The 20,120-nt window shown below is 64.0% G+C and carries 16 protein-coding genes; 5 read left to right on the top strand and 11 right to left on the bottom strand.

The annotated features are described in order from the left end of the window. The first annotated feature begins 9 nt into the window (after nucleotides 1-9). On the top strand, nucleotides 10-2,250 hold the full coding sequence (locus tag FJ973_RS11750; protein ID WP_140494790.1) for an AGE family epimerase/isomerase: 2,241 nt from the start codon (nucleotides 10-12) through the stop codon (nucleotides 2,248-2,250). A 30-nt stretch (nucleotides 2,251-2,280) separates the two neighbouring features. On the opposite strand, the gene betB is transcribed toward FJ973_RS11750, so the two are convergent. From betB to betI, 5 genes are read right to left on the bottom strand one after another with little or no spacing between them, the layout of a single operon-like run. Further along, nucleotides 2,281-3,744 (bottom strand): betaine-aldehyde dehydrogenase, encoded by a 1,464-nt coding sequence (betB, locus tag FJ973_RS11745; RefSeq protein WP_140494788.1) that lies wholly within the window; start codon nucleotides 3,742-3,744, stop codon nucleotides 2,281-2,283. A 56-nt stretch (nucleotides 3,745-3,800) separates the two neighbouring features. Next, on the bottom strand, nucleotides 3,801-5,453 hold the full coding sequence (betA, locus tag FJ973_RS11740; protein ID WP_140555871.1) for a choline dehydrogenase: 1,653 nt from the start codon (nucleotides 5,451-5,453) through the stop codon (nucleotides 3,801-3,803). A gap of 3 nt (nucleotides 5,454-5,456) precedes the next feature. Continuing rightward, nucleotides 5,457-6,464: a threonine/serine dehydratase gene (locus FJ973_RS11735; RefSeq protein ID WP_140520747.1), complete on the bottom strand. Its 1,008-nt coding sequence runs from the start codon at nucleotides 6,462-6,464 to the stop codon at nucleotides 5,457-5,459. Next, a complete protein-coding gene (gene betC / locus FJ973_RS11730; protein WP_140555869.1) occupies nucleotides 6,461-7,990 on the bottom strand; it encodes a choline-sulfatase in 1,530 nt (509 codons plus the stop codon). The genes FJ973_RS11735 and betC overlap by 4 nt, the downstream gene beginning before the upstream one ends. Beyond that, nucleotides 7,987-8,577, bottom strand: coding sequence for a transcriptional regulator BetI (betI, locus tag FJ973_RS11725; protein ID WP_140494780.1), 591 nt, complete (start codon nucleotides 8,575-8,577; stop codon nucleotides 7,987-7,989). Before betI ends, betC begins: the two co-directional genes overlap by 4 nt. A gap of 188 nt (nucleotides 8,578-8,765) precedes the next feature. On the opposite strand from betI, the gene FJ973_RS11720 reads away from it, so the two are divergent. Continuing rightward, nucleotides 8,766-9,932, top strand: a complete 1,167-nt coding sequence (locus FJ973_RS11720) for an acetyl-CoA acetyltransferase (RefSeq protein WP_140555868.1) — start codon at nucleotides 8,766-8,768, stop codon at nucleotides 9,930-9,932. Between the two features lie 26 nt (nucleotides 9,933-9,958). Then, nucleotides 9,959-10,963, top strand: a complete 1,005-nt coding sequence (locus FJ973_RS11715; protein WP_140517947.1) for an asparaginase — start codon at nucleotides 9,959-9,961, stop codon at nucleotides 10,961-10,963. Between the two features lie 11 nt (nucleotides 10,964-10,974). On the opposite strand, the gene FJ973_RS11710 is transcribed toward FJ973_RS11715, so the two are convergent. Further along, on the bottom strand, nucleotides 10,975-12,351 hold the full coding sequence (locus FJ973_RS11710) for a TIGR03808 family TAT-translocated repetitive protein (RefSeq protein WP_140517948.1): 1,377 nt from the start codon (nucleotides 12,349-12,351) through the stop codon (nucleotides 10,975-10,977). A 116-nt stretch (nucleotides 12,352-12,467) separates the two neighbouring features. On the opposite strand from FJ973_RS11710, the gene greA reads away from it, so the two are divergent. Continuing rightward, a complete protein-coding gene (gene greA, locus FJ973_RS11705) occupies nucleotides 12,468-12,944 on the top strand; it encodes a transcription elongation factor GreA (RefSeq protein WP_140494772.1) in 477 nt (158 codons plus the stop codon). Nucleotides 12,945-12,953: 9 nt separating this feature from the next. Here the strand turns inward: greA and FJ973_RS11700 are convergent, their stop codons facing one another. From FJ973_RS11700 to FJ973_RS11685, 4 genes are all read right to left on the bottom strand, one after another. Further along, entirely contained in the window at nucleotides 12,954-13,343 is a 390-nt protein-coding gene (locus FJ973_RS11700) for a type II toxin-antitoxin system death-on-curing family toxin (RefSeq protein ID WP_140517949.1), read from the bottom strand. Then, nucleotides 13,340-13,561 (bottom strand): AbrB/MazE/SpoVT family DNA-binding domain-containing protein, encoded by a 222-nt coding sequence (locus tag FJ973_RS11695; protein ID WP_140494768.1) that lies wholly within the window; start codon nucleotides 13,559-13,561, stop codon nucleotides 13,340-13,342. Before FJ973_RS11695 ends, FJ973_RS11700 begins: the two co-directional genes overlap by 4 nt. Before the next feature lie 111 nt (nucleotides 13,562-13,672). Beyond that, entirely contained in the window at nucleotides 13,673-15,793 is a 2,121-nt protein-coding gene (gene scpA, locus FJ973_RS11690) for a methylmalonyl-CoA mutase (protein ID WP_140555866.1), read from the bottom strand. Further along, nucleotides 15,790-17,232: a methylmalonyl-CoA mutase subunit beta gene (locus FJ973_RS11685; RefSeq protein ID WP_140555865.1), complete on the bottom strand. Its 1,443-nt coding sequence runs from the start codon at nucleotides 17,230-17,232 to the stop codon at nucleotides 15,790-15,792. The genes scpA and FJ973_RS11685 overlap by 4 nt, the downstream gene beginning before the upstream one ends. A 282-nt stretch (nucleotides 17,233-17,514) precedes the next feature. Here FJ973_RS11685 and FJ973_RS11680 point away from each other — a divergent pair, with 282 nt between their 5' ends. Then, nucleotides 17,515-19,053 (top strand): helicase HerA-like C-terminal domain-containing protein, encoded by a 1,539-nt coding sequence (locus FJ973_RS11680; RefSeq protein ID WP_140555863.1) that lies wholly within the window; start codon nucleotides 17,515-17,517, stop codon nucleotides 19,051-19,053. Nucleotides 19,054-19,138: 85 nt separating this feature from the next. On the opposite strand, the gene FJ973_RS11675 is transcribed toward FJ973_RS11680, so the two are convergent. Further along, nucleotides 19,139-19,963, bottom strand: a complete 825-nt coding sequence (locus FJ973_RS11675; RefSeq protein ID WP_140553967.1) for a L,D-transpeptidase — start codon at nucleotides 19,961-19,963, stop codon at nucleotides 19,139-19,141. Nucleotides 19,964-20,120 lie beyond the last annotated feature (157 nt).

Below are 20,120 nucleotides of genomic sequence, written 5' to 3'. Positions count from 1 at the left end.
AAGGGCATCATGAGCCAGCGCATCGTCAGTTTCGTCATGAGCGGCGGCGTCGGCTCGCGGCTCTGGCCGCTGTCGCGCGAGGACAATCCCAAGCAGTTCCACGACCTTTCGGGCGACGGCTCGATGCTGGCAAAGACCTTGCGCCGGCTGGCGTCACGGCCCAGCGGCGATACGCCCATCTTCATGATCGCTTCCGAACGCCATGCCGAGCGCGTCCATGCCGATCTCGCCGGCATAAACCTTGCCGGCGGTGGGCCGCTGTTCGAACCTACCGGCCGCAACACCGCCGCGGCGGTGGCGCTGGCAAGCCTGCGCACGCTCGCCGAATTCGGTGACGAACTGGTGCTGGTGGTGCCGTCCGATCACGAGATTTCGACCGCGCGGCAATTCTGGCAGAGCGTCGAGGCGGGCACCGCCGCTGCCAGCGCCGGGCGGCTGGTGGTGTTCGGCCTCAAGCCGACACAGCCGGAGACCGGCTATGGCTACATCGAAGTCGCCGCCGAAAGAGCAGGCGTGTTCGATGTCTCGCGCTTCGTCGAAAAGCCGGACCTTGCCACCGCCCAGGCCTATCTCGAAGCCGGCAATTTCCACTGGAACACCGGCATCTTCCTGTTTCGCGCCGGCGCCATGCGTGATGCTTTCGCAGCTTTCGAGCCGAAGATCTGGCAGGCGACCGAAGCTGCCTACAAGGCTGCGACATCGGACCTTTCCGGCTTCTACATGCCGCTGGACCTCTACGGCGCCATTCCTTCGGTCTCGATCGACTATGCCATCATGGAGCGGGCAAAGGACATCGCCATGGTGCCGGCCAGCTTTCGCTGGAACGATCTCGGCTCCTGGCAGTCGCTGCTCGATGTCGGGCCTGCCGATAGCCAAGGCAATGTCATCGCCGGCGACGTCGTCGCCATCGATTGCGAGAATTCCTACATTCGCAGCGATGGCCGGCTGCTGTCGGCCATCGGCATGAGAGATGTCGCCATCGTCTCGACATCGGACGCTACCTTCGTCGCCCCGGTCAGCCATAGCCAGCACGTCAAGAAGATCGTCGAGCAGCTCGAAAAATCCGGCCGGTTGGAAACCCGCTTCACGCCTGCCCACGACCGGGTCATCGAAAGCGGCGCTTGGCGTCGCCGCGTCCATCACTGGCTGTTTCAGGAGACGCTTCCGCTGTGGTCGACATCAGGCGTCGACGAACGCTATGGCGGATTCCACGAGGCTCTTGGCTTCGACGCCACGCCGCTGATGAAGCCCAAGCGCATGCGCACGCAGGCCCGCCAGGTCTACGCCTTTGCGGTCGCCAAGCAACGCGGCTGGGACGGCCCGGCCGACCGGCTCATCGCCCACGGCATCGACTTCATGGCCGGAAGCGGCCGAACGGCAAGGGGCGGCTGGGTGCGTACCCTCGACATCGACGGTTCGGTCGCCGACCCGGTCGAGGACGCCTACGATCATTCCTGCGTGCTTCTGGCGCTGGCGCATGCCCACATGTCGGGCCATCCGGATGCGCTGCGGCTCGGCGAAGAGACCTTCGCCTTCCTCGATGCCCATCTCGAGGATAGCCGCATGACCGGCTTTCTCGAAACCTCGGACGGGCAGGGCGAGCGGCGCTCCAATCCGCACATGCATTTTTTGGAAGCCTTCCTCGCCTGGCACGAGGCGACAGGCGAGCGCGCTTATCTGCGCCGCGCGGCACGCATCATCGACCTGTTCCGCAACCACTTCTTCGATCCCGAAAGCTGGACGCTGGGTGAATATTTCGACGCCGGCTGGAGGCCCGTGGCGGGCGAGAAGGGTACCTGGACCGAGCCCGGCCATCATTTCGAATGGGCCGCGCTGCTTGTCGATTTCGCCGCTCTTAGCGGCCAGGCCGAACTGAGTGGCTTCGCCAGGAAACTCTATGCCTCGGCCATCGCCAATGGCCTCAACCGCGCCACAGGCCTTGCGTATGGCGCCGTCTCCCGGCAGGGTCTGCCGCTGGACCTGGTCTCGCGTAGTTGGCCACAGGCCGAAGCGGTCAAGGCGGCGATTGCGTTGGACGGTTCTGGCGGACCCGATCTCAAGCCGGAGATCGAGGAACGCGTAGGCCGGCTGTTCCGCTGGCACATCGACCCGGCGCCGCTGGGTCTGTGGATCGACCGCGTCGACGAGCGCGGCCGCTCGCGGGCATCAGATGTGCCGGCCAGCATTTTTTATCATCTCGTGTGCGCGCTCACGCAGTATCTGGATGGGACTGCCGAGAAGGGCGGCTGAGAAAGAGGCGCTGTCCCGACGACATTTTGCTCAATAAGGGCTGACCACATCCCCGGTCTCGACATAAACCGCCTTCATCTGCGAATAGAGCGCCAGCGCGGCCAGTGAATTTTCTCGCCCAATGCCGGATTGCTTGACACCGCCGAAGGGGATTTCGACCGGGGTCAGGTTGTAGGTGTTGATCCAGCACGTGCCGGCCCGCAGCTCGGCGATGACGCGGTGGGCGCGCGACAGGTCGCGCGTGAACACGCCGGCCGCGAGACCGAACTCAGTGTCGTTGGCGCGCTCGACCACCTCGTCCTCGCCGTCGAATTTCAGCACGCTCATGACAGGCCCAAAGATTTCTTCGCGCGCGATGCGCATGCTGTCGCTCACCCCGGTGAACACCGTCGGCTCGACGAAGAAGCCGCCTTCAAAACCTTGCAGCGAAGGCACGTTGCCGCCGCAGGCGAGCGTGGCGCCTTCTTGCTTGCCCGCCGCGATGTAGGAGACGACCTTCTCCTGCTGTGCCTTGCTGACCAGCGGGCCCATCTGGGTTTCGGCATCGAGTGGGTCGCCGATGCGGATCTTCTTGGTTCGCTCGACGAGCCGGTCGACGAAGCGGTCATGGATGCCCTTCTGGACGAAGACGCGCGTGCCGTTGGAGCAGATCTGCCCCGTCGAATAGAAATTGCCGAGCATGGCGCCGCCGACGGCATTCTCGAGATCGGCGTCGTCGAAGACGATCAGCGGCGACTTGCCGCCGAGTTCCATCGTCGCGTGCTTCATCTTCGAGCCGGCGAGCGACAGCACCTTGCGGCCGGTCGGCACCGAGCCGGTCACCGACACCTTGGCCACGACATCGTGGCTGACTAGGCTGGCGCCGACATCGCCATAGCCTTGCACGACGTTGAACAGCCCGTCGGGCAGGCCTGCCTCGCTGTAGATCTCGGCCAGGGCCAATGCCGACAATGGCGTGTTTTCCGATGGTTTGAACACCATGGCGTTGCCCATGGCGAGCGCGGGCGCGGATTTCCAGCCGGCGATCTGGATTGGATAGTTCCAGGCGCCTATGCCGACGCAAACGCCGAGCGCCTCGCGCCGCGTGTAGGCGAAGGCCCCGCCCAAATCGACAGCCTCGCCATTGTAAGCTGCAACCGCGCCGCCGAAATATTCCAGGCAATCCGCGGCCGATGGCGCATCCGCCACCAGCGTTTCCTGAATCGCCTTACCGGTGTCGAGCGTCTCGAGGCGGGCAAGATCGGCGTTGCGGGCGCGCAAGATGTCGGCGGCGCGGCGCAGGATGCGGCCGCGCTCCACCGGCTTCAGCCGCGCCCAAGCCGGTTGCGCGGCACGCGCAGCCTCGATGGCGAGTTCCAGCACGTTCGGCGTCGCCGAGCGCAGCAGGGCGATGGTCTCGCCGGTTGCCGGATAGATGACCGGCAGTGGCGCGCCTTGCTCGTCGTCTATGTAGCGTCCGTTGACATAGTGCGATGCCGTTGGCTGGGCGCGCATGGGCTTCTCCAAATCGTCTTAGCGGCATGCCGATCGTGCGGTTGCACGATCATGCTCTATCTGTCGGACGCCTGCCAGCGGGGATTGATCCATGGTTCCTGGTTGGAAGGCGCCAGCGGCGTGCGGCCGAGAATGTGGTCGGAAGCCTTCTCGCCAGTCATGATCGACGGCGCGTTGAGGTTGCCGTTGGTGACGCGCGGGAAGATAGAGGAATCGGCTACCCGCAGGCCCTCGACGCCGATCACGCGGCATTCCGGATCGACGACGCTCGTGACCTCGTCGGCGCGGCCCATCCGGCAGGTGCCGCAGGGATGATAGGCGCTTTCGGCGTGATCCCTGATGAAGATGTCGAGGTCGTCGTCCGATTGCACGTGGCTGCCGGGCGAAATTTCCTGGCCGCGGAAGCCGTCGAAGGCCTTCTGGCCGAAAATCTCGCGCGTCAGCCTGATGCAGTGGCGGAACTCGCTCCAGTCGTCGGGATGCGACATGTAGTTGAAGTGGATCACCGGTTTCGAATTCGGATCCGGCGAGCGCAGCGTCACCGAGCCGCGCGACTTCGAGCGCATTGGCCCGACATGCGCCTGAAAACCATGCGACTTCGCCGCCGCCTTGCCGTCATAGCGCACCGCCGCCGGGATGAAGTGGTACTGGATATCAGGATAGTCGACCCCGGCGCGCGAGCGCACGAAGGCCGCCGCCTCGAAATGATTGGTGGCGCCAAGGCCGGTCTTGAAGAACAGCCACTGCGCCCCGATCATCGCCTTGGAAAACGGGTTGAGCACCGAATTCAGCGTGATCGGCTTTGTCGATTGCTGCTGGATATAAAGTTCCAGATGGTCCTGCAGGTTGCGGCCGACGCCGGGTCTATCGGCCACCACCGCGATGCCGTTTTCCCTGAGATGTTCCGCAGGCCCGATGCCCGACAGCATCAGGATTTTCGGCGAGTTGATCGACGATGCCGCGACGATCACCTCACGTCGCGCCTTAACGACTTGAATCTGTTTGCGAGCTTCGATTTCGACCCCGATGGCGCGTTGATTCTCGATGATCACCCGTCGCGCAAAGCCCTTGACCAGGCTTACGTTTTTGCGCCTGAGCGCCGGCCTCAGATAGGCTGATGCCGCCGACCAGCGGCGGCCGCCGAAAATGGTCTGCTCCATCGGGCCGAACCCCTCTTGCCTGGAGCCGTTATAGTCGTCGGTCAGTTCGAAGCCGGCCTGGCGGCCCGCTTCGACGAAGGCGCCATAGAGCGGATTTTTCCGCGTGCCGCGCCGCACGTGCAGCGGCCCACCACGGCCCCGCCAGCCGTCCTCGCCGCCCTCCGCATCTTCCATGCGCTTGAAATAGGGAAGCACGTCGGCGAAACCCCAGCCGGCGGCTCCCTGTTCGGCCCAGTGGTCGAAGTCGCGGGCGTGGCCGCGCACATAGACCATGCCGTTGATCGAGGACGAGCCTCCGATCACCTTGCCGCGCGGCGTCGCCAGCACGCGGCCGCCGAGATGCGGCTCGGGCTCGCTGGCAAAACCCCAGTCGTAGAGGCTCATATTGAGCGGGATCGACAGCGCCGATGGCATCTGGATCAGCGGCCCGATATCGGAGCCGCCGAATTCGATAACGATGACCGAGTGCTTGCCATCCTCCGACAGGCGATAGGCCATGGCCGAGCCGGCGGAGCCGGAGCCGATGATGACGAAATCCGCTTCAAGCATTGTTCATATGCGCCCATCGTTCATATGCGTGATGAAATCGGCGAGCGAGACATTGCCGCCGGTAGCCACCACAAGGACGGTCTTGCCGGCCACGTCCACCTTGCCGCCGAGCAGTGCCGCCAGCGAGGCAGCTCCGGACGGCTCAAGCACCAGCTTCATCCGCTCGAAGGCGATTTTCATTGCCCGCCGCACCAAGGCGTCGTCGACAGTGATGCCGCGAACGCCGGCGGTTCTGACCGCCGCGAACGGCGCGTCGCCGGGCCGCCGCGACATCAGCCCGTCACAGATCGAATTCGGGGCGAGCGGCATGGTCTCGATGCTGCCATGCGCCAGCGAGGCGCCCATGCCGTTGAAACCTTCGGGCTCGACGCCGATGATTTCTGTGGCCGGCGACAGGTAGTGGAAAGCGAGCGAAACGCCGCCGATCAGGCCGCCGCCGCCGACCGAGCAGAACAGCACGTCCGCCTTCGCGCCCTTGGCAGAAAGCTGCTCCAGCGCCTCCAGCCCGGCACCTGCCTGGCCGGCGACGATTTCCGGATCGTCGAAGGGATGCAGCAATGTCAGCCCTTCGGTCTCGGCGATCTCGCGCGCCTTGGCGGCGGCGACTTCCTCACGCGCGCGCTCGCCGTGATCGGTAAGCACCACGCGCGCGCCGTAGCCTGCTGTGGCGTCGCGCTTGGCGGCCGGCGCGTCGATCGGCATGACGATGGTAACGGGGATGCCGAGCGCCTGGCCCGCAGCCGCCAGTCCTTGCGCAAAATTGCCGGAAGAATAAGCGACGACGCCCTTCTTGGCTTCGTCGGGCGACAGCCGCTTCAGCCGCCAATAGGCGCCCCGAACCTTGAACGATCCCGCCCATTGCAGCGATTCCGCCTTGACGAAGACGCGAGCGGCGCCGGTTTCCCTGGCGAGCGCCGCCGATTCCAGCAGCGGCGTGATCTGCGTCGCCTTGGCGGTGACCGCATAGGCTTGCTTCAGGTGGTCGAGTGAGGGGACAAGCGTAGTCATCATTCGCCTCGCGGATACCGCTTGCTCTCTTCGAGATTGTCGAGGTTCATGTGGTTGCGCATGTAGCGCTCGGACGCTTTCTGCAGCGGCTGGAAATCCCAAGGGTAGTAGGCGCCGTTGCGCAGCGCCCGATAGACGACCCAGCGGCGCGCCTGGCTTTCGCGCACCGCAGCGTCGAAGGCGGCCATGTTCCAGCGCGCCCGCACCTTGTCCATGAACGCCGCGACCAGCGGTTCGTTGGCCGGATCTGCCGCGAGGTTTTCCCGCTCCAGCGGATCGGATTGGAGATCGAACAGTTGCGGCGCATCGAGCTCGCAATGGACGAACTTGTATCGGCCCTCGCGGATAGCCACCAGAGGCGCGTATGAACCCTCAGCCGCATATTCCATCAGCACAGGCGCGCTGCGCCGCTCACCGTCGATCAGAGGCAGCAGCGATTGGCCATCGGTCCATGGCGCGACGGCATCGATGTCGATGCCGGCGAGGTCGCAAAGCGTCGGCGTCACGTCGAGATTGGAAACCGGCGCTTCGATCAGCCCGGCCGCAACGCCCCTGCCGGCAATCATCAGCGGCACCCGCGCCGAGCCCTCGAAGAAGCTCATCTTGAACCATAGGCCGCGCTCGCCGAGCATGTCGCCATGGTCGGAGCAGAACAGGATGGTGGTGTCGTCAAGCATGCGCGTTCGCTTGAGGACGTCCAGGAGCTCGCCGAGCTTGTCGTCGACATAGGAAATATTGGCGAAATAGCCACGCCGCGAACGGCGCACCTGCTCAGGGGTGATCTGGAACGACGGATAATCGCTGGCGACATACAGCCGCTGCGAATGCGTATCCTGTTCGTCATACGCAATGAAATTGGTTTCCGGGTCGAGCGCCTGGCAATTTTCGTAGAGATCCCAGTACTGCTTGCGCGCGACATAGGGGTCGTGCGGATGTGACAGCGAAACGGCCAGGCACCAGGGCCGGCGCTCCTCATCATCCTGCTCCCGCGAAAGCTGGTAGAGCTTCTGCGTGGCGAGGAACACGACCTCGTCGTCATATTCCATCTGGTTGGTGGTTTCGGCGATACCGGCCCCGGTCACCGAACCCAGATTGTGATACCACCAGTCGATGCGCTCGCCGGGCTTACGATAATCCGGCGTCCAACCGAAATCGGCGGGGTAGATGTCCGTGGTCAGCCGTTCCTCGAAGCCGTGCAACTGGTCCGGCCCGACGAAGTGCATCTTGCCCGACAGGCAAGTATGGTAGCCGGCGGCGCGCAGATGATGAGCGAAGGTCGGGATCGACGAGGCGAACTCGGCGGCGTTGTCATAGACTCCGGTGCGCGACGGCAACTGGCCGCTCATGAACGAGGCACGGCCCGGCGCACAGAGCGGCGAGCCGGTGTAATTGTTGCGGAAGCGCGCCGAGCGGGCGGCCAACGCCTTCAGATGCGGCGCGTGCAGGAAGTCAGCCGGCCCGTCCGGAAAGAAAGTTCCGTTGAGCTGATCGACCATGACGATCAGGAAGTTAGGGTGCTTGCGTGTCACTGCGTCTGCCGTCCGCTGAGTTTCGTTTCGAGATAGTCCTCGACCAATGCGATCGCGGTCGCGGCATCGGGCACGCCGTCCTTGAGCGCGCGCCTGATATAGAGCCCGTCGATCATCGCCGCCGTCGCTTCGGCGACGCGGTCGGCCTCGGCTCGGGACAGGATGCCGGCCAGCCCGCTCATCAGGTTCGAATGCAGCCGCCGCGCATAAATTCTGAGCAGCCGGCGCAGCGCAGCCGATTTCTGCGCCTCGACATAGAAGGCGAGCCAGGCGGCGATCGTTTCGGCACGGAACTGGATCTCGGAGAAGTTGACGGCCACGACCGCCGAGACGCGTTCGCGTGGGGAACCGGTGGATTGAAGCGCGCGCCGCATGTCCGTGGTCAGTTCGGCCAGGATATGCCGCATCGTCGCGAACAGCAGCTCATCCTTGACGCCGAAATAGTGATGGGCCAGCGCCGACGACACGCCGGCGCGCCCGGCGATCTCCGACATCGTCACGTCAAGCGAGCCGCGCTCGCCGATCGCCGAGATCGTCGCGTCGATGAGCGCTTTGCGGCGCAGTGGCTCCATTCCGACTTTCGGCATGCTGTTCCCATTGTTTCGGTGAAGATTATTTTTTATTGACGGGTCAATCAACAAAAATTCAGCCCAAACAACAACCGATTGTCGGCTCTGGCTCATCCCGCGGACTGGAAAACGGTTCATTATTGAACAATATTGAGTGCTCAGGCCGCGATATGACGTGTTAGGATCCGCGGCAAATGGAGGTTGCCATGACCGCATGCATCGTTGGCTGGGCGCATTCGCGCTTCGGCAAGCTTGAAGGCGAAACATTGGAGAGCCTGATCGTCAAAGTGGCAACCGAGGCGCTCGACCATGCCGGCATTGGCCCGGACGACGTCGACGAGATTGTGCTCGGACATTTCAACGCCGGCTTTTCCGCACAGGATTTCACCGCCAGCCTTGTCCTCCAGGCCGACGACCGGCTGCGCTTCAAGCCGGCGACGCGCGTCGAGAACGCCTGCGCCACCGGTTCGGCCGCTGTCCGGCAAGGCGTCCGCGCCATAGATGCCAATGCCGCCCGCATCGTGCTGGTGGTCGGCGCCGAGCAGATGACGACGACGCCCGGCCCCGAGATCGGCAGGAACCTGCTGAAAGCCTCCTATTTGCCCGAGGATGGCGACACACCGGCCGGCTTTGCCGGCGTCTTCGGCAAGATCGCACAAGCCTATTTCCAGCGCTACGGCGACCAGTCGGATGCGCTTGCCATGATCGCCTCCAAGAATCACAAGAACGGCGTCGACAATCCCTATGCGCAGATGCGCAAGGATTTCGGCTACGAATTCTGCCGCCAGGAGAGCGAGAAGAACCCCTTCGTCGCTGGCCCACTGAAGCGCACCGACTGCTCGCTTGTCTCCGACGGTGCCGCTGCTATCGTCCTCACCGACACAGCGACGGCACTGAAGATGCGCCGCGCCGTCACCTTCCGCGCCAATGAGCACGTGCAGGATTTCCTGCCGATGTCGAAGCGCGACATCCTGACCTTCGAAGGCTGCGAGCAGGCCTGGAGCCGGGCGCTCAGGAATGCCGGCGTGACGCTTGATGATCTCTCCTTCGTCGAGACGCATGACTGCTTCACCATCGCCGAATTGATCGAATATGAAGCCATGGGCCTGGCGAAGCCTGGGGAGGGCGCGAGGCTGGCGCTGGACGGCACGACCGCAAAGGACGGGCGGCTGCCGGTCAACCCGTCCGGCGGCCTGAAGGCGAAGGGTCATCCGATCGGCGCCACCGGCGTGTCGATGCATGTGCTGAGCGCCATGCAGCTCGTCGGTGAGGCCGGCGGCATCCAGGTGCCCAACGCCAAGCTTGGCGGCATCTTCAACATGGGCGGCGCGGCGGTCGCCAACTACGTTTCCATTCTCGATCGGATTCGGTAAAAGCGACCCGCATCCGCGGGGGCAACATGACAAATCCGGTTCTGATCGAAGTTCTGCGTGGCGCCATCGTCGAGAGCGCGCACCGAGGCGCGGTCGCGGTTTTCGACGCCGATGGCAAGCCGGTTCTCGAGATCGGCGACACATCGAGGCCGGTGTTTCCGCGCTCCGCGGTCAAGGCGATCCAGGCGCTGCCGCTGGTCGAAAGCGGTGCTGCCGATGCCTACGGCTTCGGTAACCGCGAACTGGCGCTGGCCTGCGCCTCTCATTCGGGCGAACCGGCCCACGTCGAACTGGCGCGGTCGATGCTCGCGAGGGCCGGGCTGGACGGGTCGGCGCTTGAATGCGGCGCGCATTGGCCGTCGAGCCATGACGCGACGATCGCACTCGCCCGCGCCGGCGGTTCCCCGAACGCCCTGCACAACAATTGCTCCGGCAAGCATTCCGGCTTTCTTTGCACCTGCGTCCATTCAGGCATCGAGCCTCACGGCTATGTCAGGGCGGATCACGCCTTGCAGGAGATGGTGCGCGATGCCATGCAGGCGGTGACGGGAGCTCGCCACGGCGCCGACGAGCGCGCGACCGACGGCTGTTCGATCCCGACCTACGCGGTGCCGCTCAGGAGTTTTGCGCTTGGCTTTGCCCGCATGGTGACCGGCAGGGGCTTCGCGCCCGAGCGCGCCAGGGCGGCAAAGCGATTGTTGTCGGCTTGCATGGCCGAGCCGTTCTTCGTCGCCGGCACAGGCCGCGCCGATCTCGCGCTGATGCAGGCGGCGCCTGGCCGAATATTTGCGAAGGGCGGCGCCGAAGGGGTCCATTGCGCGGCGCTTCCCGAGCTTGGCCTCGGCATCGCACTCAAATGCGATGATGGTGCCGGCCGGGCCGCCGAATCCATGGTGGCCGCAATCATCGCCCGACTGCTGCGCGCGGACGAGGTTTTGGCGGCGAAGCTGCTCGAAATGGCGAATGCACCCATCGAAAGCCGGATAGGCGCCAAGGTCGGTGCGCTCAGGCCGACGGCGGCACTGGCCTGAGCCGGACGCTCTCAACTGACATGATTGCGCTCGACGGTCAGATGCGGAAAGCCGGTGTCGGCTGACGCGGCGAGATCGCCCGTGGCCGGGTCGGCCCAGCGCTGCCCGACAATGGCGCCATTGCGTGCGCCGTCGATGACATTGTCGGAGATGATGGCGGTTCCGGCACCGTCGACCACGCTGACGACGATGCCGGTGCCCGCTTTGCGGATGATGTTGCCGGTGGCCACGACGTTGCGCAGATACGGTCCCCAGCCGATCGACATGCCGTAGAGCGGCGCATTCTCGATGACGTTGTTGGACACGGTGGTGTCGGCCTCGACGCCGATGCCGACGCCGAATCCCGGCGGGTCGGCGGGGTAGGGGCCTGATGTCGACAGGTTGCGCACGATGTTGCCCGAGCAAACACCCATGCGTCCGCCTTCGTTGAAATTGACGATCGAGATGCCGTTGGCGGCACCATCGACGATGTTGTTGCTGATAACGGCGCCCTCGAACGAGAATTCGGAATAGACCGCCGTTTCGCCGGAACGCATGCAAGTGTTGCCCGATACTTGCAGATTGCTGGCGCTGTTGGCGCGGATGGCGGAGAATGCGCAGTCCGAAACAATATTGCCGGAGACGATCACGTTGGCGGCGCGGAAGGCATTGATGCCATTGCCGTTCTGGCCAGTGCCGCCGCCGCGCGCCGCGATGCGTTCGACCCGGTTGCCGGTGACGATGGTGCCGTCCTCCGCCGCTTGCCAGCGGTGCACGAGGATGCCGCCATTGGCGCAGTCGGAGACGGTGTTGCCTGTGATCGCCAGCCCTGCGGCCTCGACCGAATAGATGCCGGCGTCCGCCGCTCCGGATATTTCCGTGCGCTCGACCCGGCCCGCCGCGTGCTCGAGCGCCAGCCCGTTCTTGCCGCTGCCGGTTATCTGGCAATTATCGACGATGAGATGCGCCACGCGGCGCAGATCGAGCAGTCCTTGCGCGTAGTCGCCCATCGAGCGGTTTGAGCCGTCGAGGACCAGGCCGCTGAGCTCGATGTGATCGGCTTGTTCGGCCATGAACAGGTGGCCGTCGCCACCATAGACGATGCGCGTTGCGCCAGGCACGCCGGTAAGGCGCACCCGGCCGGGCAGCGTCAGGTTGGACACGACATAGGTGCCGGGCTGCAGGAAAACCGGCATGTCGCGATCGCTGGCCTCGCGCAGCAGCTTGGCGAAAGCCTTGCTCTGATCGTCAAAGGTGCCGGGTTGCACGCCAAGCTCGGTGGCGTTGATCGATCCGCGCATCGAGGCTTTCTCGACGCCGGGCAAGCTCGCGGCGGCTGCCTTGCCCAGCGAAAGCCCGAACACGGCAAAACCGGCTGTCCGGACAAGCAGCTTGCGTCTGTTCAACATCGGCACAGGTCCTGGCTTTTGCCCATCTAGTGGCAGGATTCGTGCCAGTCAGGCACCTGCGTCCCCGGCGAGGGCAATGACTTGTGAAGTCGTGAGGGCGGGCATAAGTTCAAGGAATGAGCAGAGCCTTTACCCGCGAGGAAGACAGCGAAAACGCCATCGCAGGCGTCGGCGAACGGCCGATCAGTCAACACCGCAACCTGGTGACGGAGCGTGGCCTGGCAATGATCGACGAGAATCTGGCCGATCTGCGCGACATATTGGCCAAAGCCGAGCGGCGGGGAGACCGCGAGCGCATCGCACTGGTATCTCGCGACCTGCGCTATTGGACCGCGCGGCGCGAAAGTGCCGAGCTTTCGGTGCCCGAGCCCGGGAGCGACGTCATCCGCTTCGGCATGGGCGCCACGCTCGAAGCCGACGACGGCAAGAAGGTGCACTGGAAGATCGTCGGCGAGGACGAGGCTGATCCATCGAAAGGCAGCATTTCCCATGTATCGCCAATGGCGATTGCTTTGTTTGGCAAGAAGGTCGGCGATGTCGCCACCGTCAATGGCAAGGAATGGGAAATCGTCAAGCTGAGCGCGGGCGGCTGAACCCCAACATCAGTCCTCGGTCTTCACGATGTGGTCGCGAAAGAACGCGACTGCACCCGCTTCATCGATCTCGCCGGCGGCGATAGCCATCACGAATTCATAAAGCGTGCCGTTGTCCGCCGTCAGGACCTGACCGTTGACGATCAGGAAGGCGCCGGCGGCGACAATAGCCGTGCGTTTGTTGCCGTCGACAAAGGCATGATTTCTGGCAATGCCGAAGACATAGGCTGCTGCAAGATCTGCAATCGACGGAGTGCCGTAATTAGCCTTGTTCTCGGCCCGGGCCAGTGCCGATTCAAGTGCATTTTCATCCCGCAAACCTTGTGCGCCGCCATGCCGGCGCAATTGTTCGGCATGCATCGCCTCCACCGCGCGGCGCGACAGGAACTCCCAGTTCATTCGGCGAGCTTCTGAAGCGCGACCTTGTACTTGTCCATGACCTTGCGAGCAGCTTCCATCTGCCGCTCGAAACTATCGTCGACCGGTTTGAGGACGATGTCCTTGTCTGTTTCGAGAACCTGAAGCTGATCACCGGCTTTGAGATTCAGGCGGTCGAGTAGCTCCTTGGGCAGGATCACACCTTCGGAATTGCCGATCTTGCGAATGGTGGTGTTCATGCTGGATTGCTCCTGTTGCAACGTCAATTATAACTCGACCGCCGCACCGTTGCAACAGATATTATAACTTACGAATGGGAGGAAGGCCCGGACACACTCGTTGCCGATAACTCAGGACGCCAGCAGCCGGTCGATCAGCCGCTCCGCTGCTTGCGGGATCACGGTACCGGGCGGGAAGATTTCCGCCGCACCCGCTTGCAGCACGGCATCATAGTCCTGCGGAGGGATCACGCCGCCGGCAACGATCAGCATGTCGCTGTGGCCGAGCCTCTTCAGCGCATCCCTGAGTTCCGGGATCAGCGTCAGATGTCCCGCCGCCAGCGACGACGCGCCGACAATGTGCACATCCTGCTCGTGGGCGAGCTTCGCGATCTCCTCCGGCGTCTGGAACATGGCGCCGACGGTGACGTCGAAGCCGAGGTCGGCAAAGGCTGTGGCGATCACCTTCTGGCCGCGGTCATGTCCGTCCTGTCCCATTTTGGCGACCAGGATGCGCGGCTTGCCGCCGGTCTTCTTTTCGAACGCGCCGATCTTCTCCTGCAGCCGGTCGACGGCCGGATTGTCGCCGAGCGCCTGGCGGTAGACGCCGGAAATCGTCTGCACCGACGCGACGTGGCGGCCAAAGACCTTTTCCAGCGCCAGCGAAATCTCCCCGACCGTCGCATTGGCGCGCGCGGCGTGGATGGCGAATTCGAGCAGGTTCTCGCCGCTCTCGGCCGCGCGGGAGAGCGCTGCGAGCGCATTCTCGAGCACCGCGACGTCGCGCGTGCCCTTCAGCCGCTGCAGCTTCGATAGCTGCCGGGCTCTTACCTCGGCATTGTCGATCTTCAAGACGTCGACTTCGATATCCGCACCGGGCCGGTGCGCGTTGACGCCGACCAGCACCTGCTCGCCTGAATCGATGCGCGCCTGGGTGCGGGCGGCCGCCTCTTCGATGCGCAGCTTGGGAATGCCCTTCTCGGTGGCCGCGGCCATGCCGCCGAGCGCCTCGACCTCCTCGATATGGGCAAGCGCACGCGCTGCCAGATCATGCGTCAGCCTCTCGAGATAAGCCGAACCGCCCCACGGATCGATGATGCGCGTGGTGCCGGATTCCTTTTGCAGGATCAGCTGCGTGTTGCGGGCGATACGGGCCGAATGATCCGTCGGCAGCGCCATGGCCTCGTCGAAGGAATTGGTGTGCAGCGATTGTGTATGGCCCTGTGTGGCGGCCATCGCCTCGATCATCGTGCGGATGATGTTGTTGTAGGGATCCTGCGCCGTCAGCGACCAGCCAGAAGTCTGGCAGTGGGTGCGCAAGGACAGCGAACGCTCGTCCTTCGGCGAAAAATTCTTCATCATCAGGCTTGACCACAGCAGCCGCGCCGCCCTGAGCTTGGCGACTTCCATGAAGAAGTTCATGCCAACAGCCCAGAAGAAGGACAGGCGCGGGGCGAAGCGGTCGATGTCGAGCCCGGCCGCGACGCCGGCGCGGGCATATTCGATTCCGTCGGCAATCGTATAGGCGAGCTCCAGGTCCGCCGTCGCGCCGGCCTCCTGCATATGGTAGCCGGAGATCGAGATCGAGTTGAATTTCGGCATGTGCCTGGATGTGTAGGAGAAGATGTCCGACACGATCCGCATCGAGGGCTTCGGCGGATAGATATAGGTGTTGCGGACCATGAACTCCTTCAGAATGTCGTTCTGAATGGTCCCTGCGAGATCCTTCTGCGCAACCCCTTGTTCCTCGGCCGCCACGATGTAGAGCGCCATGATCGGCAGCACCGCGCCGTTCATGGTCATCGACACCGTCATCTCGCCGAGCGGAATGCCGTCGAAGAGCTGGCGCATGTCGAGGATGGAATCGATGGCCACGCCCGCCATTCCGACATCGCCGGCCACCCGCGGATGATCGCTGTCATAGCCGCGGTGCGTGGCGAGATCGAAGGCGACCGACAGACCTTTCTGGCCGGCGGCAAGATTGCGCCTGTAGAAGGCGTTTGACTCTTCCGCCGTCGAGAAACCGGCATATTGCCGGATCGTCCACGGCTGCTGGACATACATGGTCGGATAGGGTCCGCGCACGAAGGGCGGCATGCCCGGATAGGTGTCGAGATGCGGCAGCCCCTTGAGATCGCCCTGATTGTACAGATGTTTGACGGCAAGGCCTTCCGGCGTCATCCGCTGGCCCTTGATCTCGACCGGCGCCCGCCGAGGCGGCGCCCAGCCGACCTGGCTGAAATCCGGAATCAAGAAGCGGCTCCGATCGCTTGATCGATGCGGACCGGAAACAGCGGCTCGCACATGACGATGCCTTCCGTGAAGGCAGATCGCCGCTCCGCGGCCAGCGTCTCGACCGCGCGCTCGGTTTTCTGCGGATAGAGCGTGGCGCCGACGATGGCGCGCTCGCGGGATCGGAAGGCGGCAGCACGCTGGGCGGCGGCGGTGCGAACACGTTCCTGTATGCGTCCGTCCTGAAGGCTGGACAGCACGCCGCCCTCGGCCTCGATCGCCTGCAACTCGGACCAGGCCGCTTCGCAGAGGCCAGCGGTGAGCGCTTCGACGCCACCGGAGCCGCAGGCGGGATCGGCGACCTGATCGATGTGGCTTTCATTGGCCATGATCAACTGCGCGTTACGGGCCACGCGGCGTGCGAAAGGCGCCGGCAGGCCATGCGCGACGGTGTGCGGCAGGATAGCGATCGAATCGGCTCCGCCCGCCGCCGCGGCGAAGCAGGCGATCGTCGTGCGCAGGATGTTGGTCTCCAGGTCCAATGCCGTCATCATCCGAAACGACGTCTCGGCGTGAATATTGGCCGTCGAAGTCGGGATCGAGCAGGCTTCTTGGACGCGAGCCCACAGCCTGCGCAAGGCCCTGACCTTGGCCATCGACAGGAACTGATCCTGGTCGGCGCTCAGCGCAAACCCGATATGGGGCGCTGCGTAGACGAGCGGTTGCCGCGCTTTCTCGAACATCCTGAGATAGGAGACGGCCGAAGCGAGCATGATGCCAAGCTCCTGCGCCTCCGTGGCGCCGGCATTGTGGAACACCCGCCCATCCGCCTCGAGCAGCACGCCGGGCACGCCCATTGAAAAGAAATGTGCCAGCGATTGCGGCATGGATTCCTGCAGCGCCTCGATCGACATGCGCAACCGGCCGGTTCCGGCCAGGATCGCCGCCGGATCGATGCCGAAGGAGAGGTTGAGCTTTGCCGGATCGGAGCGGCGCTTGCCAAGGAACGCCACCAGCCAGTCGGCCATGGGGCGGCTCCATGGGTGGGCGTCGATCCGGATCTGGACGCGGTTTAACGGGATGCCGTCCAGAACCGTCTCCAGCGCCTGCGCCGTTCTCGGCAGGCCGTAGCCGAAGGCGTTCGGGGCACCTTCGAAGACGAGCGACAATCCCGTCGCGCCCTGCGCGACGTCCTCCAGCGCCTGGGCTTTGGCGCGACCAATGTCGGGATCGTCGATGCGCTGGCTGACGATCCACGGCGATCCGGGGTTGGCGCGCACGATCGGCTCGGCCGCCGCCGCGCGCTCATAAAGCGGTTCCACGCGGATGCCGTCATCGGTGTGCGAGACCAGTTTTTCCTCGAAAGATGCGCCGGCGAGCGCCTTTTCAGCCAGGGCCAGCCATCGCTGCCGGTCGGCATTCGGAACTTCGTTATCCCTGGTCAAGGCTCCGGCGCTCATCCACTGTCCTCGTCACTATGCGGCCGCATCAGCCTGGAGCACTTCAGTCTACGGGTCCCGGTGCGATACCGCAATGCAATGCGCTTCCAAGACTCGAATTCGATCCCTCGAGCGTACACCAGCCTTCGAGCACGAAGCATGAACGATTGCCAAACATGGGCACAATCCGCAAGCTCCAAAAAAGGCCATTTTCGCCGATCGCCATTGTCGCTGTGCAAGGCCCCCACTATACCTTCGGGCGAAGGGCTGGTTTTATACACAGCAGTTGCGGAGACCGGACATATGGCTGACGACACCATTTTCATCGGCGCCAGCCGCAAGCCCGACGACAGCTATCAGCGTCCCGAAAACCTGCTTTTGCACTATGGCAACCGTCACGGCCTGGTGACCGGTGCCACCGGCACCGGCAAGACGGTCACCTTGCAAATATTGGCCGAGGGATTCTCCAATGCCGGCGTGCCGGTGTTCTGCGCCGACATCAAGGGCGATCTCTCCGGTATAGCCATGATCGGCACGGCGCAAGATTTCCTGGTCAAGCGCGCCGAGCAGGTCAAGCTCGACCCCTATGACTTCCAGGAATTCCCCGTCATCTTCTGGGATCTGTTCGGCGAACAGGGCCACCCCATCCGCGCCACCATCTCCGAGATGGGCCCGCTGCTCTTGTCGCGGTTGATGAATCTGTCCGAAGCCCAGGAAGGCATCATGAACATCGCCTTCCGCATCGCCGATGAGGAAGGGCTGCTGCTGCTCGACCTCAAGGACCTGCAGGCGCTGCTCGCCAATATCGCCGGGCGCGCCGAAGAGATCAGCGCCCGCTACGGCAATGTGACGAAACCCTCGGTCGGCGCCATCCAGCGCACGCTGCTGGTGCTGGAACAGCAGGGGGCGGCGAATTTCTTCGGCGAGCCGGCATTGCGCATCGCCGACATCATGCGCACCACCCGCGACGGCCGCGGCGCCATCAGCGTGCTGGCCGCCGACAAGCTGATGATGAATCCGCGACTCTACGCGACGTTCCTACTTTGGCTGATGTCGGAACTGTTCGAGGAGCTGCCCGAAGTGGGCGATCCCGACAAGCCGAAGCTGGTCTTCTTCTTCGACGAGGCACATCTGCTTTTCGACGACGCGCCGAAGGTGCTGATCGACCGCGTCGAGCAGGTGGTGCGTCTGATTCGCTCGAAGGGCGTCGGCGTCTATTTCGTCACGCAGAACCCTCTGGATATTCCTGAGAAGGTTCTGGCCCAGCTCGGCAACCGGGTCCAGCATGCGTTGCGCGCCTACACGCCGCGCGAGCAGCAGGCGGTAAGGACCGCGGCCGAGACGTTCCGGCCAAATCCGGATTTCGATTGCGCGACCGTGATCACGCAACTGGGCACCGGCGAAGCGCTGGTTTCAGTGCTGGAAGCCAAGGGCATCCCGTCCATGGTCCAGCGCACGCTGATCCGTCCGCCATCGTCACGACTTGGGCCCATAACCCCAGCCGAGCGGCGGAAGCTGATCCAGGAAAGCCCGGTGATCGGTCAGTACGATGAGGGTGTCGATCGCGAATCGGCTTTCGAGATGCTGCAGAAAAAGGCCAAGGACGCGGCGGATGCCGAGGCACAGCAGGCCGACGCCGGCCGTTCACGCTGGACCATTCCGGGCTTCGGCAATGATGCTCCGCCGCCGCAACCCGGCGGCAGACGCCCGCCTCAACCGCGCCCGTCCAACCGCCAGACGGTGGCGGAAGCCGCGATCAAGTCGGTGGTGCGCTCTGTCGGCTCGTCGGTCGGCCGCGCCATCGTGCGCGGGATACTCGGGAGTCTGTCGAGGGGCAGATAGGGAAGCGCGATCGCGCAACGGCCATGCAGGGATAGGCTGATGTGGAGGTGAAGGCGGCGAGTCGCCGCATTCACCCTCGCTCCCATCAGAAAATCGCGTCGGTCACCGCTTTCACCGGGCCAAGCAGCACCGATCCGTCCGGCACGCCGGCATCGATCGGGATGGCTTTGTGATTCGCGGTCGCCACCATGGGCTGGCTGGCGTCGCTGGTCACGATGACCGGGGTCTTCGAAGGCACGCGATCATATAGGTCTATAATGTCCTGGTTCATCAGGCGCACGCAGCCCGACGACACCGACTTGCCGATCGAACGCCATTCCGGCGAGCCGTGCAGCCGGTAGAGCGTGTCGACGTTGCCCTGGAAGAGATAGAGCGCACGTGCACCGAGCGGGTTTTTCAGCCCGCCCGGCATACCGCCATTGTCAGCGCTGTATTGCCTCAGTTCCGGCTGCCGGGCGATCATCTCGTCCGGCGGCGTCCATTTCGGCCACTTCTGTTTCCACTGGACGACGGCATCGCCCGACCATTCGAAGCCGGCGCGGCCGAGGCCGACGCCGTAGCGGATCGCCTGGCCGCCCGGACGAACCAGATAGAGGAAGTGGCCGGTCGTATCGACGACGATGGTTCCCGGCTTCTGGCCGGTCGGGTCGGGCACGATCTGGCGCAGGAATTGCGGATCGATCCTGTCGACGGGAATGGCCGGCACTTCGAAACCGCCATCGCTGACGGCGGCGTACATCGTCACGTAGTCGGCGAGCGGTGGCTCGACATAGGCCGGTGGCGGTGGCTCGACTGGCCCGGACCCGGTGGTGGCGCATGCGGAAACCGCGATCGAGGCGGCGCCCAGGGCTGCGGCATTGAGAAAGCCGCGACGGCTCAGGCGATAGGATTCGATTTCGGCTGGGAACATGGTTGCCTTCTTTAAGTCTGAAATCGCAACAAAGCATGAATATGCCGACCGTTGCGAGGGTGCCTGATCAACACTTGGGCGCGATAGGCGGTTCCGAATCTGGCCTCAAGGTGGACAAACAAAGGCGAAGCTGTGACCGCGTCGCCACTGTGGCGCT

This window comes from Mesorhizobium sp. B2-1-3, from assembly GCF_006442495.1.
Classification (GTDB): Bacteria; Pseudomonadota; Alphaproteobacteria; order Rhizobiales; family Rhizobiaceae; genus Mesorhizobium.
The sequence above is the reverse complement of the archived record's forward strand: the minus strand, read 5'-3'. Positions and strand labels throughout refer to the sequence as shown.